This is a genomic window from Aeromonas sp. CA23 (genome assembly GCF_002587065.1).
Taxonomy (GTDB): Bacteria; Pseudomonadota; Gammaproteobacteria; order Enterobacterales; family Aeromonadaceae; genus Aeromonas; species Aeromonas bestiarum.
Genome location: NZ_CP023818.1, coordinates 4,603,446 through 4,618,215 on the forward strand (window position 1 = coordinate 4,603,446; position 14,770 = coordinate 4,618,215).

Here is a 14,770-nt window from a genome sequence, read left to right on the forward strand (position 1 = left end):
CATCAAGCATAGAAATCAATTCCGCTGTCGTTTGTCGATTCCGTCAGCAAACGGCTGCCTGCGGCCGTGACCTCTGCCTCAGTTTGGCCTGTTTCGGCAAAAGTTCCGCTCTCTTTTTGACCTTGCTGGCCCTGTCCGGCAAAGGCCGACTGACCCTGTGACTGTTGCTGCGGCTGCTGTTGCACCAGGGTCTGACCGAGCTGGATGCCCTGCCCGGCCAGCATATCACGCAGCCGTGGCATGGCCTGCTCCAGCATTTCGCGGGTCTGGCCATGTTGTACCACGAAGTGCACGTTGGCCTGGTTGTCGGCGCCAATCTGGATCTGGATCTTCATCTTGCCAAGGCCAAGGGGGTCGAGCTGGATCTCCGCCTGCTGCAACTTGTCCGCCAGCATCAGGTTCACCTTCTGGTGCAGCTGGGCCGGCGCCTCCGGGTTGGCCAGCTTGAGGTGGGGCAGATTCTGGGGATCGCGCCGCGCCGCTATGTCGACCGTGGGTTTGCTGTCGTTGTTGGCCACCTGGGGCTGGCTGTTCTGCTGCACCTGCTGGCTGTGATGACTGTCGTGGGTGCTGGACTCGGTCCCGAGGGCGCTGCCTTTGCCAAACTCGGCCACCTTCTGCTTCACGTCCACCTTGACCTCGCTCCTGACCTTGGCAGACTCGCGGCCTTCGCTGGCCTCCATCTGCTTGATCCCGGCCGACAAGGCGCTCAGCGAGGCCTGCGGCCCCTGGGATTCACTGCTGGCCAGCACCTGTTGCGGGGCCGTCAACACGGGTTCGGCTGGCGGCTGGGCAGCCGGCGCCGTGGCGCTGCTGCTAGCGGTGGCCAGCGGACTCTCTGACTTGGCGGCCGTGGTCGCCCTGGCCTGGGGCTGCTCGCCCCCCTCGGCAGCACCCTTGGTCTGAGCGCCATCCGCCGAGCGGGGCGTATCCGTGTCAGCCCGCTCCTGACCCGCTTCAAACGCCCTGGTGGCGCTCGTCTGGGTGGGCACGGCCTGCTCCATCGCACGCTGGGAAGGTGCCTTCTCGGCACCCTCCTTGTTGCTCATGGGAGGAGTGACGGGTTTGGCGCTGGCATCGATCTCGATGGACTTGTTCCCCTCGCCTTTGGCGGCCTTGTCCACCGCCTCGGTCGGCAACACCTTGCTCAGCAAGGCGGCCCGCTCGGCGCCGGTGAGTTCGGCCTTGCCCGCTTTGTCGGTGCCAGCCGCGCCTTTGTCCTTGCCTGCCTCTTTCGGCTCCTTGCCAGCCTCTTTCAGCTGGGCAGCCATAGAGGCAGCATCGCTCTCCATGGCTTGCGCCTCGCCTTCAGCTGCCGGCACCTCGACCCCTTCCCCCTTGAGCAGGCTGGCGGCCTGTTGTGCCTGCAAGGCGGCGCCGGTTGCGGCTTTTCTGTCATCCAGGCTGAGCGGCTTGTCGCCCGCGCCGACCAGCACATCGGCCGCCTCTGCGTCCTCCCCCGCTTGCGGCAACATATTGCCGTCCGTTTCCACGGCTGGCGCGGTCGCAACCAGGTTGAGGGGCGCGGGGGAGACCAGGCTGGTGTCCTGCTTGAGGGCATCTTGCAAACGCTGCAAGAAATCGATGGGAGAGGCGCTGCTCTCGGCCTCCTCCATTTTTTTCTTTTTATCGTCGCTGGCCGCCGAGCCTTCGGTGGCATTCGCCAAAGATTTGGCATCGGCGTGCTTGTCACTGGCACCTTTGTCACCAGCCACCGGGTCAGTGACGACCTGACCACCAGCCTTCGGCTCGCCCGCAGCCGCCTGAGAAGCCTGAGCGGCCTTGGTCACAGGCGCACCCTCTGCCTGGGCCTTGGCCATCACATCGGAAAAGCCGCCTTTCGGCTCACCCTGTGGCGTCGGTTCACCGCTGTCGGAGGGGGGAGGGAGCTGAGCACTCTTGTCGGCAGGCGCAGCAGCCTGAACGGGGGGGGTATTGGTTAGCAGTGTCTGCATCATGATGAAAATCCCTGACGACAATCGGGTTCTGGTACGGCCCTCACGAACGCGATGGCGGTGAGGCGCACACTGGATGGGCAGAATAAAGCAAGTTACAGGCCAGAATGATGGAAGCGGCGCAGCATGGCGTACTCATCCAGCATCTTCTGCTCCTGACGCTGGGCCTTCTGCTGCTCACGCCCGGCCTGCTTGGCCAGCAGCAGCTCCACCGCCTTGCGCCTCTGCTGGGCGGCCAGCCACTCTTCGCGCCGCAACGCCAGTGCCTGGCGCACCTGCAGCACACCTTCGTACTGCTGGGTAGCCGCCTGCTCAAGTTTGTTGATGAAGGCGTGATACTGGGCATTCTGCTGGGCAGCTATGCCCTGCAGACCGCGATCTGTCCACTGCTGATGGTAGATCTGGCGGTACTGGTTGAGCGCTTCCTGCTGCTCCATGAAGATTTTCAGATCCTGCTGGGCCTTGGCCAACGCCAGCGCCGCCTGCTGTTCGGCCTCCACCAGCCGCTCGGACAACATCACCAAGCCTTTACTCATGACTGCCTTCCCTCTTCATCATATGGTCAACGCATCAGGGGCATGGCCACCAGTTGCAGGGATTGCAGGCCCTCATCGTAGTGAATGACCTCGCGCATTCCCTGCTGCAAGAACTGATCCAGATAGGGTTTTTGTATTATGGCGCGATCGATGCGGGGATCCGAACCCTGGCTGTAGGCACCGATAGTGATGAGATCCCGGTTCTGCTGATAGAGGGAGTAGAACTGCTTGAGAGTCCGCGCCAGCTCCATGTGCTGGGGCGACGTGACCATGGGCATGACCCGGCTGATGGATTTTTCGATGTCGATGGCCGGGTAGTGGCCCGCATCGGCCAGCTCGCGCGACAGCACTATGTGGCCGTCCAGGATGGCCCGCGCCGCATCGGCGATGGGATCCTGCAAGTCATCCCCCTCGGTCAATACTGTGAAGAAGGCGGTGATGGAGCCTTGGCCGTCGCTGCCGTTGCCGGCCCGCTCCACCAGCGCCGGTAATTTGGCAAACACCGAGGGCGGATACCCCTTGGTCGCTGGCGGCTCGCCCACCGCCAGCGCGATTTCACGCTGGGCCTGGGCGTAACGGGTCAGCGAATCCATCAAGAGCAGCACGTTGAGCCCCTGATCGCGGAAATACTCGGCGATGGCGAGCGCCGTCTCGCACCCCTTGAGACGCATAAGGGGCGAGGCATCGGCCGGGGCCGCCACCACCACGGAGCGGGCACGCCCCTCCTCCCCCAGAATGTCTTCGATAAACTCTTTCACTTCCCGGCCCCGCTCACCGATGAGGCCCACCACCACCACGTCCGCCACCGAGCCGCGGGTCATCATGCCAAGCAGCACCGACTTGCCGACACCGGAACCGGCAAACAGCCCCATCCGCTGGCCCTGACCCACGGTCAGCACGGCGTTGATGGCGCGCACGCCCACGTCCATCGGTTGATGGATGGGTCGGCGGGAGAGCGGATTGATGCGGTGCTGGGCAAACTGCACCGTCTGGGAGGAGAGAATGGGGCCAAGCCCGTCAAGCGGCTGGCCTATGCCGTCTATGACCCGGCCCAGCAGGTTCATGCCGACCGGAATGCCGTGCTCCTCTGTGATGGGCACCACACGGGCACCCGGGATGACCCCCTTGAGCTGCTCGCTCGGCATCAGGAACAGGCGATCGCCGGAGAAACCCACCACTTCGGCCTCCAGCATGCCGTCCTGGGTATCGATGCGACAGAGGGCGCCGATGGCGGCGCGGCAGCCGATGGCTTCCAGCGTGAGGCCCACCACCCGGGTCAACTTGCCGGCGACGGGCGGCTTGGGCGCGATATCGCGCACCCGATACCCTTGCAACCGAGTGAGTAACGAGCCGCTCATCTGGCCTCCTGAAAGCGATATTGAGATGGGTCATGCCTGCAACGGGCTGGCTTGCACCGGCCCGCCGCCGGTTATTCGTGATTGTCCCGCAAGAAGTTGCGCAGCAGCTGGTCGATGCGTCCCGCCAGCGTCAGGTCGATGCTGGAGAGCTCGGTCGCCAGCTGCAAGTCGCCGGGGGAGAGGGTGGGATCGCTTAGCAGCCGCCAGTGACGCTTGGCGCACTCTTCCACCCCGAACGCCTGCTCGACCCGGGTGATGTCATCGGGATGCAGCATCAGGGTGACCCCCTGCTCGGCGGCAGGCAGCAAGGCCAGCCCCTGTTTGAGGGCCTCCAGCAGGATGCGGGGGGACGTCTCTGCCTCGTGCCGGATGAGGGCGCGGGTCAACTGCAGCACCAGGGCGATGAGTTGCTGCTCCACCGCCTGATCCAGCTCGTTGAGGGGGGTGGCGAGACGATCGACCAGTGACTGCCAGTGGGCCAGTTGCTGATCCACCAGCTCGCGGCCCATGGCCAGTCCCTCCTCCTTGCCCTGCTCCAGTCCGGCGGCATGGCCCTGTTGCAGGCCTTCCAGCTTGCCCTCCTCCAGCCCCTTGGCAAAGCCGGCGGCCTGGCCTTCGGCCATGCCCTCGTCCCAGGCGGCCTGACGGATGGCTTCCAGCTCTTCTGCCGTGATGCTGGGAGTCGGCTCCTCTGCCGGCTCCTCGACCGGCGCCTCTTCCTCCTGCCGATACCAGTCCGGCGTCAGCCCGAGGGCATTGGTCTCGACCTCGGATTCGACCTCCATCTCGGGCCAGCCCCAGGCCTCGACCCGGGCGTCGTCCCCGTCGGGACGTACATAGCCACGCAGCTTGTTGTTCATGCTTTAGAGGCGCTCCTCGCCACCGCCAGCTGCGGCCCGGCGAAACGGTAGAATTGATGGTCCATGGTTTAGAGGAACTCCTCGCCGCCACCGGCACCCAGCATGATCTCGCCGGCATCCGCCAGACGGCGGGCGATGGAGAGGATCTCTTTCTGGGCCGCTTCCACTTCGGAGACCCGGATAGGCCCCATGGCCTCCAGATCGTCCGCCAGCATCTCGGCGGCCCGCTTGGACATGTTCTTGAATACCTTCTCGCGCATCTGATCGTCCGAGCCCTTGAGGGCCCGTTGCAGCAGATCCCCCGGCACTTCCCGCAGCATGGTCTGGATGCCGCGATCGTCCACATCGATGAGGTTTTCGAACACGAACATCAAATCCTGGATCTGCTGGCTCATCTCTTCGTCCGACTCGCGGATGGAGTCCATCAGCTGGCCTTCGATGTTGGTATCCAGGTAGTTCATGATGTTGGCCGCCGCCTTCAGGCCGCCCATCTTGGCTGCCTGGGCACCCGCTGCACCGGCGAACTGTTTCTCCATGATGTCGTTCAACTCTTGCAACGCCGCCGGTTGCACCTCTTCCAGGTTGGCGATCCGCATCACCAGATCCAGGCGTACCTGCTCCGGGAACTGGCTCAGGATCTCGGCGGACTGCTCCGGCTCCAGATAGGAGAGCACTATGGTCTGGATCTGCGGGTGTTCGTTCTGGATGATGCTGGCCACCTGGCGGGCATCCATCCACTTGAGGGAATCGAGGCCACGGGCACCGGAACCCAGGATGATCTGATCCACCAGGTTGCTGGCCTTGTCTTCGCCAAGGGCGGCCACCAGCGCCTTGCGCACGAAGTCTTCGCTGCCGATACCGATATTGGTGTACTTCTGGATATCGTCGATGAATTGACGGTGCACCGCCGCCACCCGGTCGTGACTGAAATCCGACATGGAGGCCATGGACATGCCGAGCCGCTGCACCTGCTTGGGCTCGAGGTGACGGAAGATCTGGGCGGCATCCTCTTCGTTGAGGCTCAGCATCAGCACAGCCGCCATCTCCATCCCGCTCATCTGGTCCAGGATCTGGCGCTGGCTGTCGGTAATGTCATTGCCGGTGACTTGGGTCTTACTTTCTTCAGGCATCTTTGTTCGTTACCCATTCTTTAATGACCTGTGCGGCCAGATCCGGTTCGTTCGCCACCAGCGCACGCACCGCCTTGAGCAAGTCCTCGTCACGGTGCAGATCCGGCAGTTTCAGATGGCCGTCACGTACCCCGAACACAGGCTCGGAATCGGCCTGAGCCGCCAGCAGACTGAGCTCGTCATCCCCACCCAGCACTATGCTGTTGTCCATATCCAGATCCCCTTCCGGACGTGCATCCGGGTAGAGCAGGCGTTTGAGCATGGGGCGCACCACTGTCACGATCAACACTATGATGACCAGCACAGAGGCGGCGATGCGCACCGCGCGCCAGAACCAGGGCTGCTCGTAGATGGGCGCTTCGGCCACGTTCTCAAGCTCTGGCCGGTTGAACGGGATGGCGACCACTTCCAGAGTATCACCGCGGGTCACGTCAAAGCCAAGCCCGCCGCTCAGCAAACGGCGCAGGGTATCGAGCTCTGGCTGGGTGCGCGCCTCGCGGGTCACCTTGCCGTCGGCGGCGGTGATTGATTTGTAATCCACCGCGACCGAGACCGTCATGCGGCGAATGCCGCCCATCTGGCGCCGGATATGGCTGACTGTGGTATCCAGTTCGAAGTTGCGGGTCGCCTCCTTGCGGGAGCGGCCGGAGGCAGCGGCGCTGGCATCGGCATTGGGACCGGTCGCCTGCTGGGGAATATTGGAGGCGGCAGGCGGCTGGTTGGAGAGGGCGCCGGGTACACCGCCGCTGCTGCCATTGGCGCTGTTTTCTTCCAGGGTCATCTCGGAGCGCACGGCCGGCAAGTCCGGGTTGTAGGTCTTGCGGGTCTGTTCCTGCTGGGAGAAGTCGAGGGAAAGGTCAACCTCCGCCGTATAATTGTCGGCGCCGAGCACGGGGATCAGGATGGCGTCAATTTTTTGTTTGTACTCCACCTCCTGCTTCTGCTGCATCGCAAACTCCTTGCGAGTCTGGGCAGAGACGGGATCCTGGGAACCCGAGTTGAGCAGGCGGCCGTTCTGATCGGTCACAGTGACGCGGGTCGGCTCCAGGCCGTGCACGGCGGAGGCGACCATGTCGACGATGGAGTCCACTTCCCCCTGGCCGAGGGCGTTGCCCTTGAGGTTCAGCACCACAGTCGCGCTGGGCTTGCGCTCGTTGCGGGCAAACACGTTGTCTTTCGGAATGGCCAGCAGCACCTGGGCCTTGGCCACATTCTGGAACTGCTCGATGGCGCTCGCCAGCTGACGCTCGCGGCTCAGCTTGAGGCGCTCCGTCTCCATGCGCTGGCTGACGCCGAAGCTGGAATCCTTGAGCAGGATGGACTCGCCATCGTTGCTGGCATCGGTATTGGTGGCGAGACCGGCACGGGTCAGGCGCAGGCGGATATCGGCATATTTTTCGGCGTTGACCAGCACGCTCTTGCCATCCACCTCATAGGGGATCTTCTGCTGATCCAGATAATCGAGGGTCGACACCAGCTCCTGGGTACTGTAGGTGCCAAGCGGCCGCATGTCCGGCTCCTTGCCCCACAGCAGGATGAAAACGGCGATCGACAGGCAGATGGCCAGCCCCAGGATCAGGGTGATTTGCCGCAGCACATCCGTGTTGGACAGGAAGCCGAGTGCGGAGCTCTTCTGCTCATTTTCATCGAGGGCGGCGGAGCCCTCATCGTTCATCAGCAGTTCGCCGTTTTGGTCAGTAGCCACGATTTATGTCCTTATTGCTGACATGTTCATGATGCTCAGTCACCACGATTTGCGATCCTTATACCGGCATGTTCATGATGGTCTTGTAGGCATCGACCATCTTGTTACGCACCTGCACAGTCGCCTCGAAGGCGATGGAAGATTTCTGGCCGGCGATCATCACCTCGGACAGGTCGATAGACTTGTCACCCATGTCGAAGCGAGTACGCAGATCGTTGGCGGCCCCTTGCAACTCGTTGACGTTGCCGAGGGCCTGCTGCAGCAACTGACCAAAGTCGGACGTGACCTGACGACCGGGCTGAGCCAGCGGTGTCGCCCCGGATTCCACCTTGAGTGCCTGCATCTCTTGCATCAGGCTGCTTGCACTAATTTCCATATTTCATCCCCAGACAAATCATTGACGCTGACAGCGAATAAGCAATTAGAGTGCCAATGCGCTCGAGGCGGGTGATGAGGGGCATGAAACGAACGCAAGGCAGCCGGTGTGAGGGCAAGATTTCAGCAAGGCGGAGCACAACGAACATGGCCCGCATCATGCGGGCCATGTTCGGGGGATGAGCGGCATCCTACTTTTTGGTCAGATCCTCGTCCACCCAGTATTTGGATCCCGAGATGTTGGCATCGAGCAGCAAGCCCTTCTCGCCGATCTGGTAGATGGCCATGCCGCCGTTGTATTTGGCTCTGAGCTCGGCGCTCTCCTTGCCCGCCACGGCTCCCACCTCCGAGGTGGCCTCCCAGCCCTGGGTCACGAAGGCGTCGAACCTGGCCTTGTCTTCAAACAGGATCACCTGCTGGTAGAACTTGCCGCCGAGCCCGGCCGCGAGCCCGGCGCCGAACATCTTCATGTAGGTGTGCTTGCCGCTGGTGCGATTGACCGCCACCCCGGCGCCCTGATTGGTGTGCAGCATCAGGGAGAACTTGCGCGAGTCGAACACCGCATAGCCATAGGCCTTGTCAAACAACAACTTGGCGGAAGGTTGCTGGTTGAACAGTCGCACCAGCGCGGTATCGGCCATGGTATCGAGGGCGAGCCGTGCCTCCTCGGCCGTCTTGGGCTCGAGCATCTCGTCGAGTTTCTTGTCGGCCACCACCAGCCACTCCTTGCCGGTCGCCATGCTCTTGTCGGTCCAGACCCCGGCGGTGTTGAACGCCTCCGAGCCCCACTGTGAGACGGACGCCCAGGTCGCCTTGGAGAAGTCGGTGACACTCCGCCACGCCTCCTTGCTGGTGTCACTCACAGCAGTCCCCAGGTCGGTCGCGGCCGCCTTCAGTTTCGCCCAATCGGCCAGACCGGGGGTCGACGCCAGTGCCAGCGTCGTTGCAATCACCAGGAATTGAATCTTCATGCTGTTCTCCACCTTCTGTGATGAGTCGATGGTCACAGTAGCAGATTTGGACGACGCCGGATCGGGCTATGCTCACGGCGCGGTCAAGCAGTGAGGCAGCCCCTGGCCGCCATCGACACTCGAGCGCCTGTGCACGAGGGCGCCTGGCGCCCTCGTGATCATTGCTCATGTCTGCGCTTATGACTTGAGGCGCTTGCCGCTCGCATCCACCACCTGCTCACCATCCTCCTTGGCGAAGGCCCCTTTTTGCTGATCGGGCAAAATATCGAGCACCAGCTCCGACGGGCGGCACAGCCTGGTGCCAAGGGGCGTGACGACTATGGGGCGGTTGATAAGGATCGGATGGGCCAGCATGGCATCGATAAGCGCCTCATCGCTGACGCTACCTTCCGCCAGCCCGAGCGCCTCGTAGGGGGGTACGTTCTTGCGCAGCAGCTCGCGCACCGGCATCCCCATGGCGGCGATCAGCGCCACCAGCTGGTCGCGGGAAGGCGGCGTCTCCAGATAGTGGATGACGGTGGGCTCGACGCCGCTGTTGCGAATAAGCGCCAGGGTGTTGCGGGAGGTACCACATTCCGGGTTGTGATAGATGGTGATTGCACTCATTTGCGTGTCTCTCATGGCTTAAGTGAATAAAAACATTGGATAAAAAGGGTTAGCGGCGCAGACCCGCCTCGTACCAGGGTTTGCTGGCGTTGACCACGCGCACCACCAGCAGCATGACAGGCACCTCGATCAACACGCCGACGACAGTGGCGAGCGCCGCGCCGGAGTGAAAGCCGAACAGGCTGATGGCGGCGGCCACCGCCAGCTCGAAGAAATTCGATGCCCCTATCAGGGCAGAGGGGCCGGCCACCGAGTGCTTCTCCCCCACCTTGCGGTTGAGCCAGTAGGCGAGTCCCGAGTTGAACAGCACCTGGATCAGGATCGGCACCGCCAGCAGGGCGATGACCAGCGGCTGCTCCATGATGGCGTTGCCCTGAAAGGCGAACAACAGCACCAGGGTGAGCAACAGGGCCGCCACCGACCAGGGCTGGATACGGGCCATGACACCATCGAAACTGGCCTGCCCCTTTTTCAGCAGCGCCTTGCGCAGCAACTGGGCGATGACCACAGGGATGACGATATAGAGCACCACAGAGGTGAGCAGGGTATCCCAGGGCACCACTATGCTGGAGACCCCGAGCAGCAGCGCCACCAGCGGGGCGAAGGCAAACACCATGATGAGGTCGTTCACCGCCACCTGCGACAGGGTGAAGTAGGGATCGCCGTTGGTGAGGCGACTCCAGACAAATACCATGGCGGTGCAGGGCGCCGCCGCCAGCAGGATCAGGCCCGCCACGTAGCTGTCCAGTTGATCCGCCGGCAGCCAGTCGGCAAACAGCACGCGGATGAAGAGCCAGCCGAGAAAGGCCATGGAGAAGGGCTTGACCAGCCAGTTGATGAAGAGGGTGACGCCTATCCCCTTCATATGGCCCTTCACCTGATGCAGGGCCCCAAAGTCGATCTTGAGCAGCATGGGGATGATCATCACCCAGATGAGCAGCCCCACCGGCAGGTTGACCTTGGCCACCTCCATGGCGCCGATCGCCTTGAACAGATCCGGCAATCCCTGCCCCAGACCAATGCCCACCAGAATGCAGAGCAGCACCCAGGCGGTGAGATAACGTTCAAAAAAGCCGATGGCAGGGGCTGCCTTGGCATCACAGATTGCAGACATAAAAGCTCCCGATGCGGCGCAATCCCGCATCTTCTATTTGTTCAAAACAAGGTTCAACAAAAGGGTTCATGACAAGTTGACGGCATATTCAAGCCGCCCCGGCAACGCACCGGGCCAGCGATTCAATGGTGCTGACAGAGGCGGCGCAGGGCGTCCGGCCCCACCGGCTCTTCGGCCAGCAGCGGCACCACTGCGTAGCGGCTGGCGTGCAACTGTTCGACCGCCTCGATATGGGGCAACTGGCGCTCGGCCCGCAGTTGCAGCAAAGGCGAGCTGACCGCCTCCTGCTGCAAACTGTGGTTGATGAGCCAGCCCCAGGGCTCGATACCGGCGCGGCGCAAGTCGGCCTGCAGGTTGGCCGCCTCCTGCACCGGCGTGGGCTCGGGCAGGGTGACGATCAGCACCTTGGTCTGTTTGGGGTCCTGCAGCTGCATCATGGGGGTGGTGAAGTGCAGCCCCTTGCTGCCCATCTGGCGAGCGATCTCTCTGTGATAGGCGCCGGTGGCGTCGAGCAGAAGCAGGGTGTGGCCCGTGGGGGCGGTATCCATCACCACGAAGCGCTTGCCCGCCTCGCGTATGATGCGCGAGAAGGCCTGAAACACGGCGATCTCCTCGGTACAGGGGGAGCGCAGATCCTCCTCCAGCAGCGCCCTCCCCTGCTCGTCCAGCGCCGCCCCCTTGGTGGCCAGTACCTGGGCGCGGTAACGTTCGGTCTCGGCGTGGGGGTCGATGCGGCTCACCTCGAGATGGGGCAGGCTGCCTGCCAGCGTCTCGCTCAGGTGAGCGGCGGGATCCGAGGTGGTGAGGTGCACCGGCAGGCCGCGACTGGCCAGCTCCACCGCCACGGCGGCCGCCAAGGTGGTCTTGCCCACTCCACCCTTGCCCATCAGCATGATGAGGCCGTGGCCATCGGCGGCCAGCTCGTCCACCAGCGTCCCCAGATCGGGTTGGGTCACACTGTCGTGAGGCTGGGCAACGGAGACGTCGCTCCCTTTGGATGCACAGGGTTGCAGCAACTGACGCAGACTCTCAACGCCCACCAGATTGGTGGCAAGCAGCGGGATCGGATCCTGCGCCAGGGCCCTGAGGGCCAGCGGCATGGTAGAGAGGGCCTGCTGCTCACGCTGCCAGAGGGCCTGGGCCAGAGCATCACCGGCGATGGCAGACTCGGGGAAGAGGCCATTGATGACGAGCTGCTGATTCATGAGCCCGATGGCGGCCAGCTCCTCGTGGGTGCGGGCCACTTCCCGCAGGGTGGAACTTTGGGCGCGAGCCACCAGCACCAGCCGGGTGTGGGCTGCATCCGCCAGCGCGGCGACGGCGTCGGCATACTGGCTGCGCTGCTTCTCCAGCCCCGCCAGCGGGCCAAGGCAGGAGGCATCCCCCTTGCCCTGCTCCAGAAACTCGCTCCAGGCCCCCGGCAGTTGCAGCAGGCGTATGGTGTGGCCTGTGGGCGCCGTATCGAACACTATATGGTCATACTCGGCCAGCAGCGCCGGATCGGTCAGCAGGGCGGTGAACTCGTCAAAGGCGGCAATCTCTGTGGTGCAGGCGCCGGAGAGCTGCTCCTCTATGCTGCGCACCACGCTCTCGGGCAACTTGCTGCGAACAGGCCCGACGATCCGCTCCCGATAGGCCCTGGCCGCCGCGGGGGGGTCTATCTCCAGCGCCGACAACCCCGGCACAGCCGGGATGGCGGTGATGTGATTACCGATGGTGGTGGCAAACACCTGCCCCACGTTGGAGGCGGGATCCGTGCTCACCAGCAGCACCCGCTTGCCGGCATCGCACAGTGCCACGGCACTGGTGCAGGCCAGCGAGGTCTTGCCCACCCCGCCCTTGCCGGTGAAGAAGAGAAAGGGGGGCGGATCGGTCAGAAACTGAAACATGACGAACTCCTGTCGACAGAGTGGCGAGCCCGGCTGGGCAATCTGGGTTGACGCAGGAGCTCAGCAGCAACCGCTGTCGGAGCAGCAATCACCTTTGACGATCTCCTTGATGGCCGCTTGCGGCGCAGGCAGCCCGGCATAGCGGGCCAGCTCGCTGCGGCTCGGATAACGGCCGGTCAGCACCACCTGCCCCTCCACCAGCACCAGCGGCAGCCCCTCCTCCCCCGCATGGGTCAGAAAGGCGCTGACGGCCGGCGTCTCGGCAAACTGCATCGGTTGCTGGGCCAGATTGAAACGCTCGATGACTACCCCCTGCTCCTTGGCCCAGGCCAGGTCGGCGGCGAAGGTGACCAGCGCCTGCTCGACCTGAGTACCGCAGACTCCGCTGGAGCAACAGAGGGCGGGATCAAAAATCTGAATGGCTGACATGGAATTACTCCTTGTTGCAGCAGGGCTGCGCAGGCAGAACATGGGGGGAGCAAACTGACTCGGCGCGCATCATGCCGCACGCCTCGGGGTGGCCGGCGCAGCACTCCTCGGTGAGATAACCGATCAAGTCCAGCATCAGGGGAATGTTGGCGCGGTAGCGCAGAAAACGCCCCTCTTGCGCCACCGACAGCAGACCGGCATTGAGCATGGCCTTGAGGTGAAACGACAGGGTATTGGGAGCGACATCGAGCTCGCTGGCCAGTTCGCCGGCGACCCGCCCATCCAGCCCCGCTTTCACCAGCAGCCGCCACACATCCAGTCGAATACCGGAGGCGAGCGATTCAAACACCTTGGTGGCCATCTCTTTGTTCATACTGTTCACCCTTGTTCTCAGACTCATAATTTCAACTATACAAGAACTATTGAAATGATCAAGTTGCGAGCAACACCCGACGACTGAGCCACCTTGCCCACAGGCGTCACGGCGCCACATCACATCACATCACATCAGGGCGATACGCTGCCACCGCTCATGCTGCGCGTGCGGATCAGCCGATCATGTACCCTAATCACATCTTCCCTTAACTGGCATATGCCAACTACTATGGGGGTATGTGGCATATGCCAGTCAGGAGCTACCATGCCGAGACCCAAGATTGCCCGCCAGATCTGTGGCCGCCCTGCCAACAGCTGTTTCAAGCCCAATGGCCGCCCCATGCACCAGCTGGAACAGATCACTCTGGCCGCCGACGAGTTCGAGGCGCTGCGGCTGGTGGATCTGGAAGGCATGCAGCAGCAGCAGGCCGCCCTGGTGATGGGCGTCTCCCGTCAGACCCTGGCCAATATCCTGAAAAAAGCGCGCTACAAGGTGGTGGAGTGTCTGAGTCTGGGCAAGGCATTGATGATGCAACCCGCCGAGCCCGACCATCAAGCCAGTGGAGAAGATCCGACATGAATTCTGTCACAACCATAGCCACCAACCCCTGCAACAGCGCCCTGATGCTGAGTCAGGGGCTGCTGGCCGGGCACTTTACCCGTGCCGAGCAGTTGCAGATCCTGAGCCCTGAGGGAAACGTCATCGCGACACTGGCCAACCCGGCCGCTGCCGAAGGCTGCCACGGCAAGCAGGAGCTGCTCGACGCTCTCGCCCATCATCAGGTGGGTCAGGTGGTGGTGCGCAATATCGGTGAGCGGATGCTGGGACGCCTGCTGGCGGCCAATATCCGGGTGCTGCAGTGCCGCTCTGCCCGCCTGCCGCTGCCCGTGCTGCTGGCTCCCGCCAATCTACAGCTGCTCACAGATGCCAGTCAGGGCCGTCCGTCTCGCCGTCATCAGAGCAAGTCTGCGATCCGCGCCATCCACCCCACCAGCGTGGGACACAGCCAGAGTCCTGCCCATTGCAACGGTGAATGCGACAGTGAATCAGGTCATTGTTGCGTTAGTGGTGACAATCAGGCAGATACCCCACGGGAAGGCCATACTTGTTGCCACGGCAGTAAGGAGGCCGATCAACAAGGCGGTTGCTGCCATCACCACTAATACCATCACCGGCAAGGAGAAGAGATCATGTCCATCTGGTTGTTGAGTCTGCTCGCCTCGTTCGTGCTGATCCTTGCCATGGGCACCATCATCTGGTGGCGCCAATACCGGCTTGCCCAGAAGCGGGAAGAGAGAGAGGTGCGCCCCTGCGGCTGCTCCAGCGCCTGTGCCGATCACCTCTACCAAATCAGCGAGCCGCCGCCCAAGCCATAAGCGGGCACGGTAGCGATTGGCGCAATGCCTGATACCCGGACCCGAGAAACAGAGAGGGGGCACCTGCTGGCGCCCCCTCTCTGTTTCTCC

At 63.0% G+C, this 14,770-nt stretch carries 16 protein-coding genes; 3 read left to right on the plus strand and 13 right to left on the minus strand.

Annotated features, from left to right (window positions below; genetic code table 11):
* Positions 1–2: 2 nt before the first annotated feature.
* The 13 genes from CK910_RS21220 to CK910_RS21280 all read right to left on the minus strand — a co-directional run bounded on the left by CK910_RS21220 (position 3) and on the right by CK910_RS21280 (position 13,301).
* On the minus strand, positions 3–1,958 hold the full coding sequence (locus CK910_RS21220) for a flagellar hook-length control protein FliK (protein ID WP_098984610.1): 1,956 nt from the start codon (positions 1,956–1,958) through the stop codon (positions 3–5).
* A gap of 92 nt (positions 1,959–2,050) precedes the next feature.
* The gene (gene fliJ, locus CK910_RS21225) at positions 2,051–2,491 is read right to left on the minus strand and encodes a flagellar export protein FliJ (protein WP_042871992.1); all 441 of its coding nucleotides are present in this window, start codon (positions 2,489–2,491) and stop codon (positions 2,051–2,053) included.
* A gap of 26 nt (positions 2,492–2,517) precedes the next feature.
* Entirely contained in the window at positions 2,518–3,849 is a 1,332-nt protein-coding gene (gene fliI / locus CK910_RS21230) for a flagellar protein export ATPase FliI (RefSeq protein ID WP_043134686.1), read from the minus strand.
* Positions 3,850–3,920: 71 nt separating this feature from the next.
* Positions 3,921–4,709, minus strand: a complete 789-nt coding sequence (fliH, locus tag CK910_RS21235) for a flagellar assembly protein FliH (protein ID WP_098984611.1) — start codon at positions 4,707–4,709, stop codon at positions 3,921–3,923.
* A gap of 68 nt (positions 4,710–4,777) precedes the next feature.
* Positions 4,778–5,839: a flagellar motor switch protein FliG gene (fliG, locus tag CK910_RS21240; protein ID WP_098984612.1), complete on the minus strand. Its 1,062-nt coding sequence runs from the start codon at positions 5,837–5,839 to the stop codon at positions 4,778–4,780.
* A complete protein-coding gene (gene fliF, locus CK910_RS21245; protein ID WP_172955386.1) occupies positions 5,832–7,544 on the minus strand; it encodes a flagellar basal-body MS-ring/collar protein FliF in 1,713 nt (570 codons plus the stop codon). Before fliF ends, fliG begins: the two co-directional genes overlap by 8 nt.
* 58 nt (positions 7,545–7,602) lie before the next feature.
* Positions 7,603–7,920 carry a flagellar hook-basal body complex protein FliE gene (fliE, locus tag CK910_RS21250; protein WP_043134682.1) on the minus strand — a complete coding sequence of 106 codons (318 nt, stop codon included), beginning with the start codon at positions 7,918–7,920 and terminating at the stop codon, positions 7,603–7,605.
* A gap of 190 nt (positions 7,921–8,110) precedes the next feature.
* Positions 8,111–8,890, minus strand: coding sequence for a beta cell expansion factor BefA (gene befA, locus CK910_RS21255; RefSeq protein ID WP_098984613.1), 780 nt, complete (start codon positions 8,888–8,890; stop codon positions 8,111–8,113).
* Between the two features lie 177 nt (positions 8,891–9,067).
* Entirely contained in the window at positions 9,068–9,496 is a 429-nt protein-coding gene (gene arsC / locus CK910_RS21260) for a glutaredoxin-dependent arsenate reductase (RefSeq protein WP_098984614.1), read from the minus strand.
* A 49-nt stretch (positions 9,497–9,545) separates the two neighbouring features.
* Positions 9,546–10,610, minus strand: a complete 1,065-nt coding sequence (arsB, locus tag CK910_RS21265) for an ACR3 family arsenite efflux transporter (RefSeq protein ID WP_043134678.1) — start codon at positions 10,608–10,610, stop codon at positions 9,546–9,548.
* Between the two features lie 122 nt (positions 10,611–10,732).
* On the minus strand, positions 10,733–12,499 hold the full coding sequence (gene arsA, locus CK910_RS21270; RefSeq protein WP_098984615.1) for an arsenical pump-driving ATPase: 1,767 nt from the start codon (positions 12,497–12,499) through the stop codon (positions 10,733–10,735).
* Between the two features lie 60 nt (positions 12,500–12,559).
* Positions 12,560–12,928 carry an arsenite efflux transporter metallochaperone ArsD gene (arsD, locus tag CK910_RS21275; protein ID WP_098984616.1) on the minus strand — a complete coding sequence of 123 codons (369 nt, stop codon included), beginning with the start codon at positions 12,926–12,928 and terminating at the stop codon, positions 12,560–12,562.
* Between the two features lie 4 nt (positions 12,929–12,932).
* The gene (locus CK910_RS21280) at positions 12,933–13,301 is read right to left on the minus strand and encodes an ArsR/SmtB family transcription factor (protein ID WP_098984617.1); all 369 of its coding nucleotides are present in this window, start codon (positions 13,299–13,301) and stop codon (positions 12,933–12,935) included.
* Between the two features lie 267 nt (positions 13,302–13,568).
* Here CK910_RS21280 and CK910_RS21285 point away from each other — a divergent pair, with 267 nt between their 5' ends.
* The 3 genes from CK910_RS21285 to CK910_RS21295 are packed head-to-tail and all read left to right on the plus strand — an operon-like array spanning position 13,569 to position 14,680.
* Positions 13,569–13,883, plus strand: coding sequence for a DUF134 domain-containing protein (locus CK910_RS21285; protein ID WP_098984618.1), 315 nt, complete (start codon positions 13,569–13,571; stop codon positions 13,881–13,883).
* Positions 13,880–14,467 (plus strand): NifB/NifX family molybdenum-iron cluster-binding protein, encoded by a 588-nt coding sequence (locus CK910_RS21290; protein WP_098984619.1) that lies wholly within the window; start codon positions 13,880–13,882, stop codon positions 14,465–14,467. Before CK910_RS21285 ends, CK910_RS21290 begins: the two co-directional genes overlap by 4 nt.
* A 27-nt stretch (positions 14,468–14,494) precedes the next feature.
* Complete coding sequence (locus tag CK910_RS21295) at positions 14,495–14,680, plus strand: hypothetical protein (RefSeq protein ID WP_098984620.1); 186 nt, start codon at positions 14,495–14,497, stop codon at positions 14,678–14,680.
* Positions 14,681–14,770 lie beyond the last annotated feature (90 nt).

Excerpts from the sequence above, each read along its gene's own strand:
- CK910_RS21220 (WP_098984610.1), bottom strand. The coding sequence starts at position 1,958 with ATGATGCAGACACTGCTAACCAATACCCCCCCCGTTCAGGCTGCTGCG.
- fliJ (WP_042871992.1), bottom strand. The coding sequence starts at position 2,491 with ATGAGTAAAGGCTTGGTGATGTTGTCCGAGCGGCTGGTGGAGGCCGAA.
- fliI (WP_043134686.1), bottom strand. The coding sequence starts at position 3,849 with ATGAGCGGCTCGTTACTCACTCGGTTGCAAGGGTATCGGGTGCGCGAT.
- fliH (WP_098984611.1), bottom strand. The coding sequence starts at position 4,709 with ATGAACAACAAGCTGCGTGGCTATGTACGTCCCGACGGGGACGACGCC.
- fliG (WP_098984612.1), bottom strand. The coding sequence starts at position 5,839 with ATGCCTGAAGAAAGTAAGACCCAAGTCACCGGCAATGACATTACCGAC.
- fliE (WP_043134682.1), bottom strand. The coding sequence starts at position 7,920 with ATGGAAATTAGTGCAAGCAGCCTGATGCAAGAGATGCAGGCACTCAAG.
- befA (WP_098984613.1), bottom strand. The coding sequence starts at position 8,890 with ATGAAGATTCAATTCCTGGTGATTGCAACGACGCTGGCACTGGCGTCG.
- arsC (WP_098984614.1), bottom strand. The coding sequence starts at position 9,496 with ATGAGTGCAATCACCATCTATCACAACCCGGAATGTGGTACCTCCCGC.
- arsB (WP_043134678.1), bottom strand. The coding sequence starts at position 10,610 with ATGTCTGCAATCTGTGATGCCAAGGCAGCCCCTGCCATCGGCTTTTTT.
- arsA (WP_098984615.1), bottom strand. The coding sequence starts at position 12,499 with ATGTTTCAGTTTCTGACCGATCCGCCCCCCTTTCTCTTCTTCACCGGC.
- arsD (WP_098984616.1), bottom strand. The coding sequence starts at position 12,928 with ATGTCAGCCATTCAGATTTTTGATCCCGCCCTCTGTTGCTCCAGCGGA.
- CK910_RS21280 (WP_098984617.1), bottom strand. The coding sequence starts at position 13,301 with ATGAACAAAGAGATGGCCACCAAGGTGTTTGAATCGCTCGCCTCCGGT.
- CK910_RS21285 (WP_098984618.1), top strand. The coding sequence starts at position 13,569 with ATGCCGAGACCCAAGATTGCCCGCCAGATCTGTGGCCGCCCTGCCAAC.
- CK910_RS21290 (WP_098984619.1), top strand. The coding sequence starts at position 13,880 with ATGAATTCTGTCACAACCATAGCCACCAACCCCTGCAACAGCGCCCTG.
- CK910_RS21295 (WP_098984620.1), top strand. The coding sequence starts at position 14,495 with ATGTCCATCTGGTTGTTGAGTCTGCTCGCCTCGTTCGTGCTGATCCTT.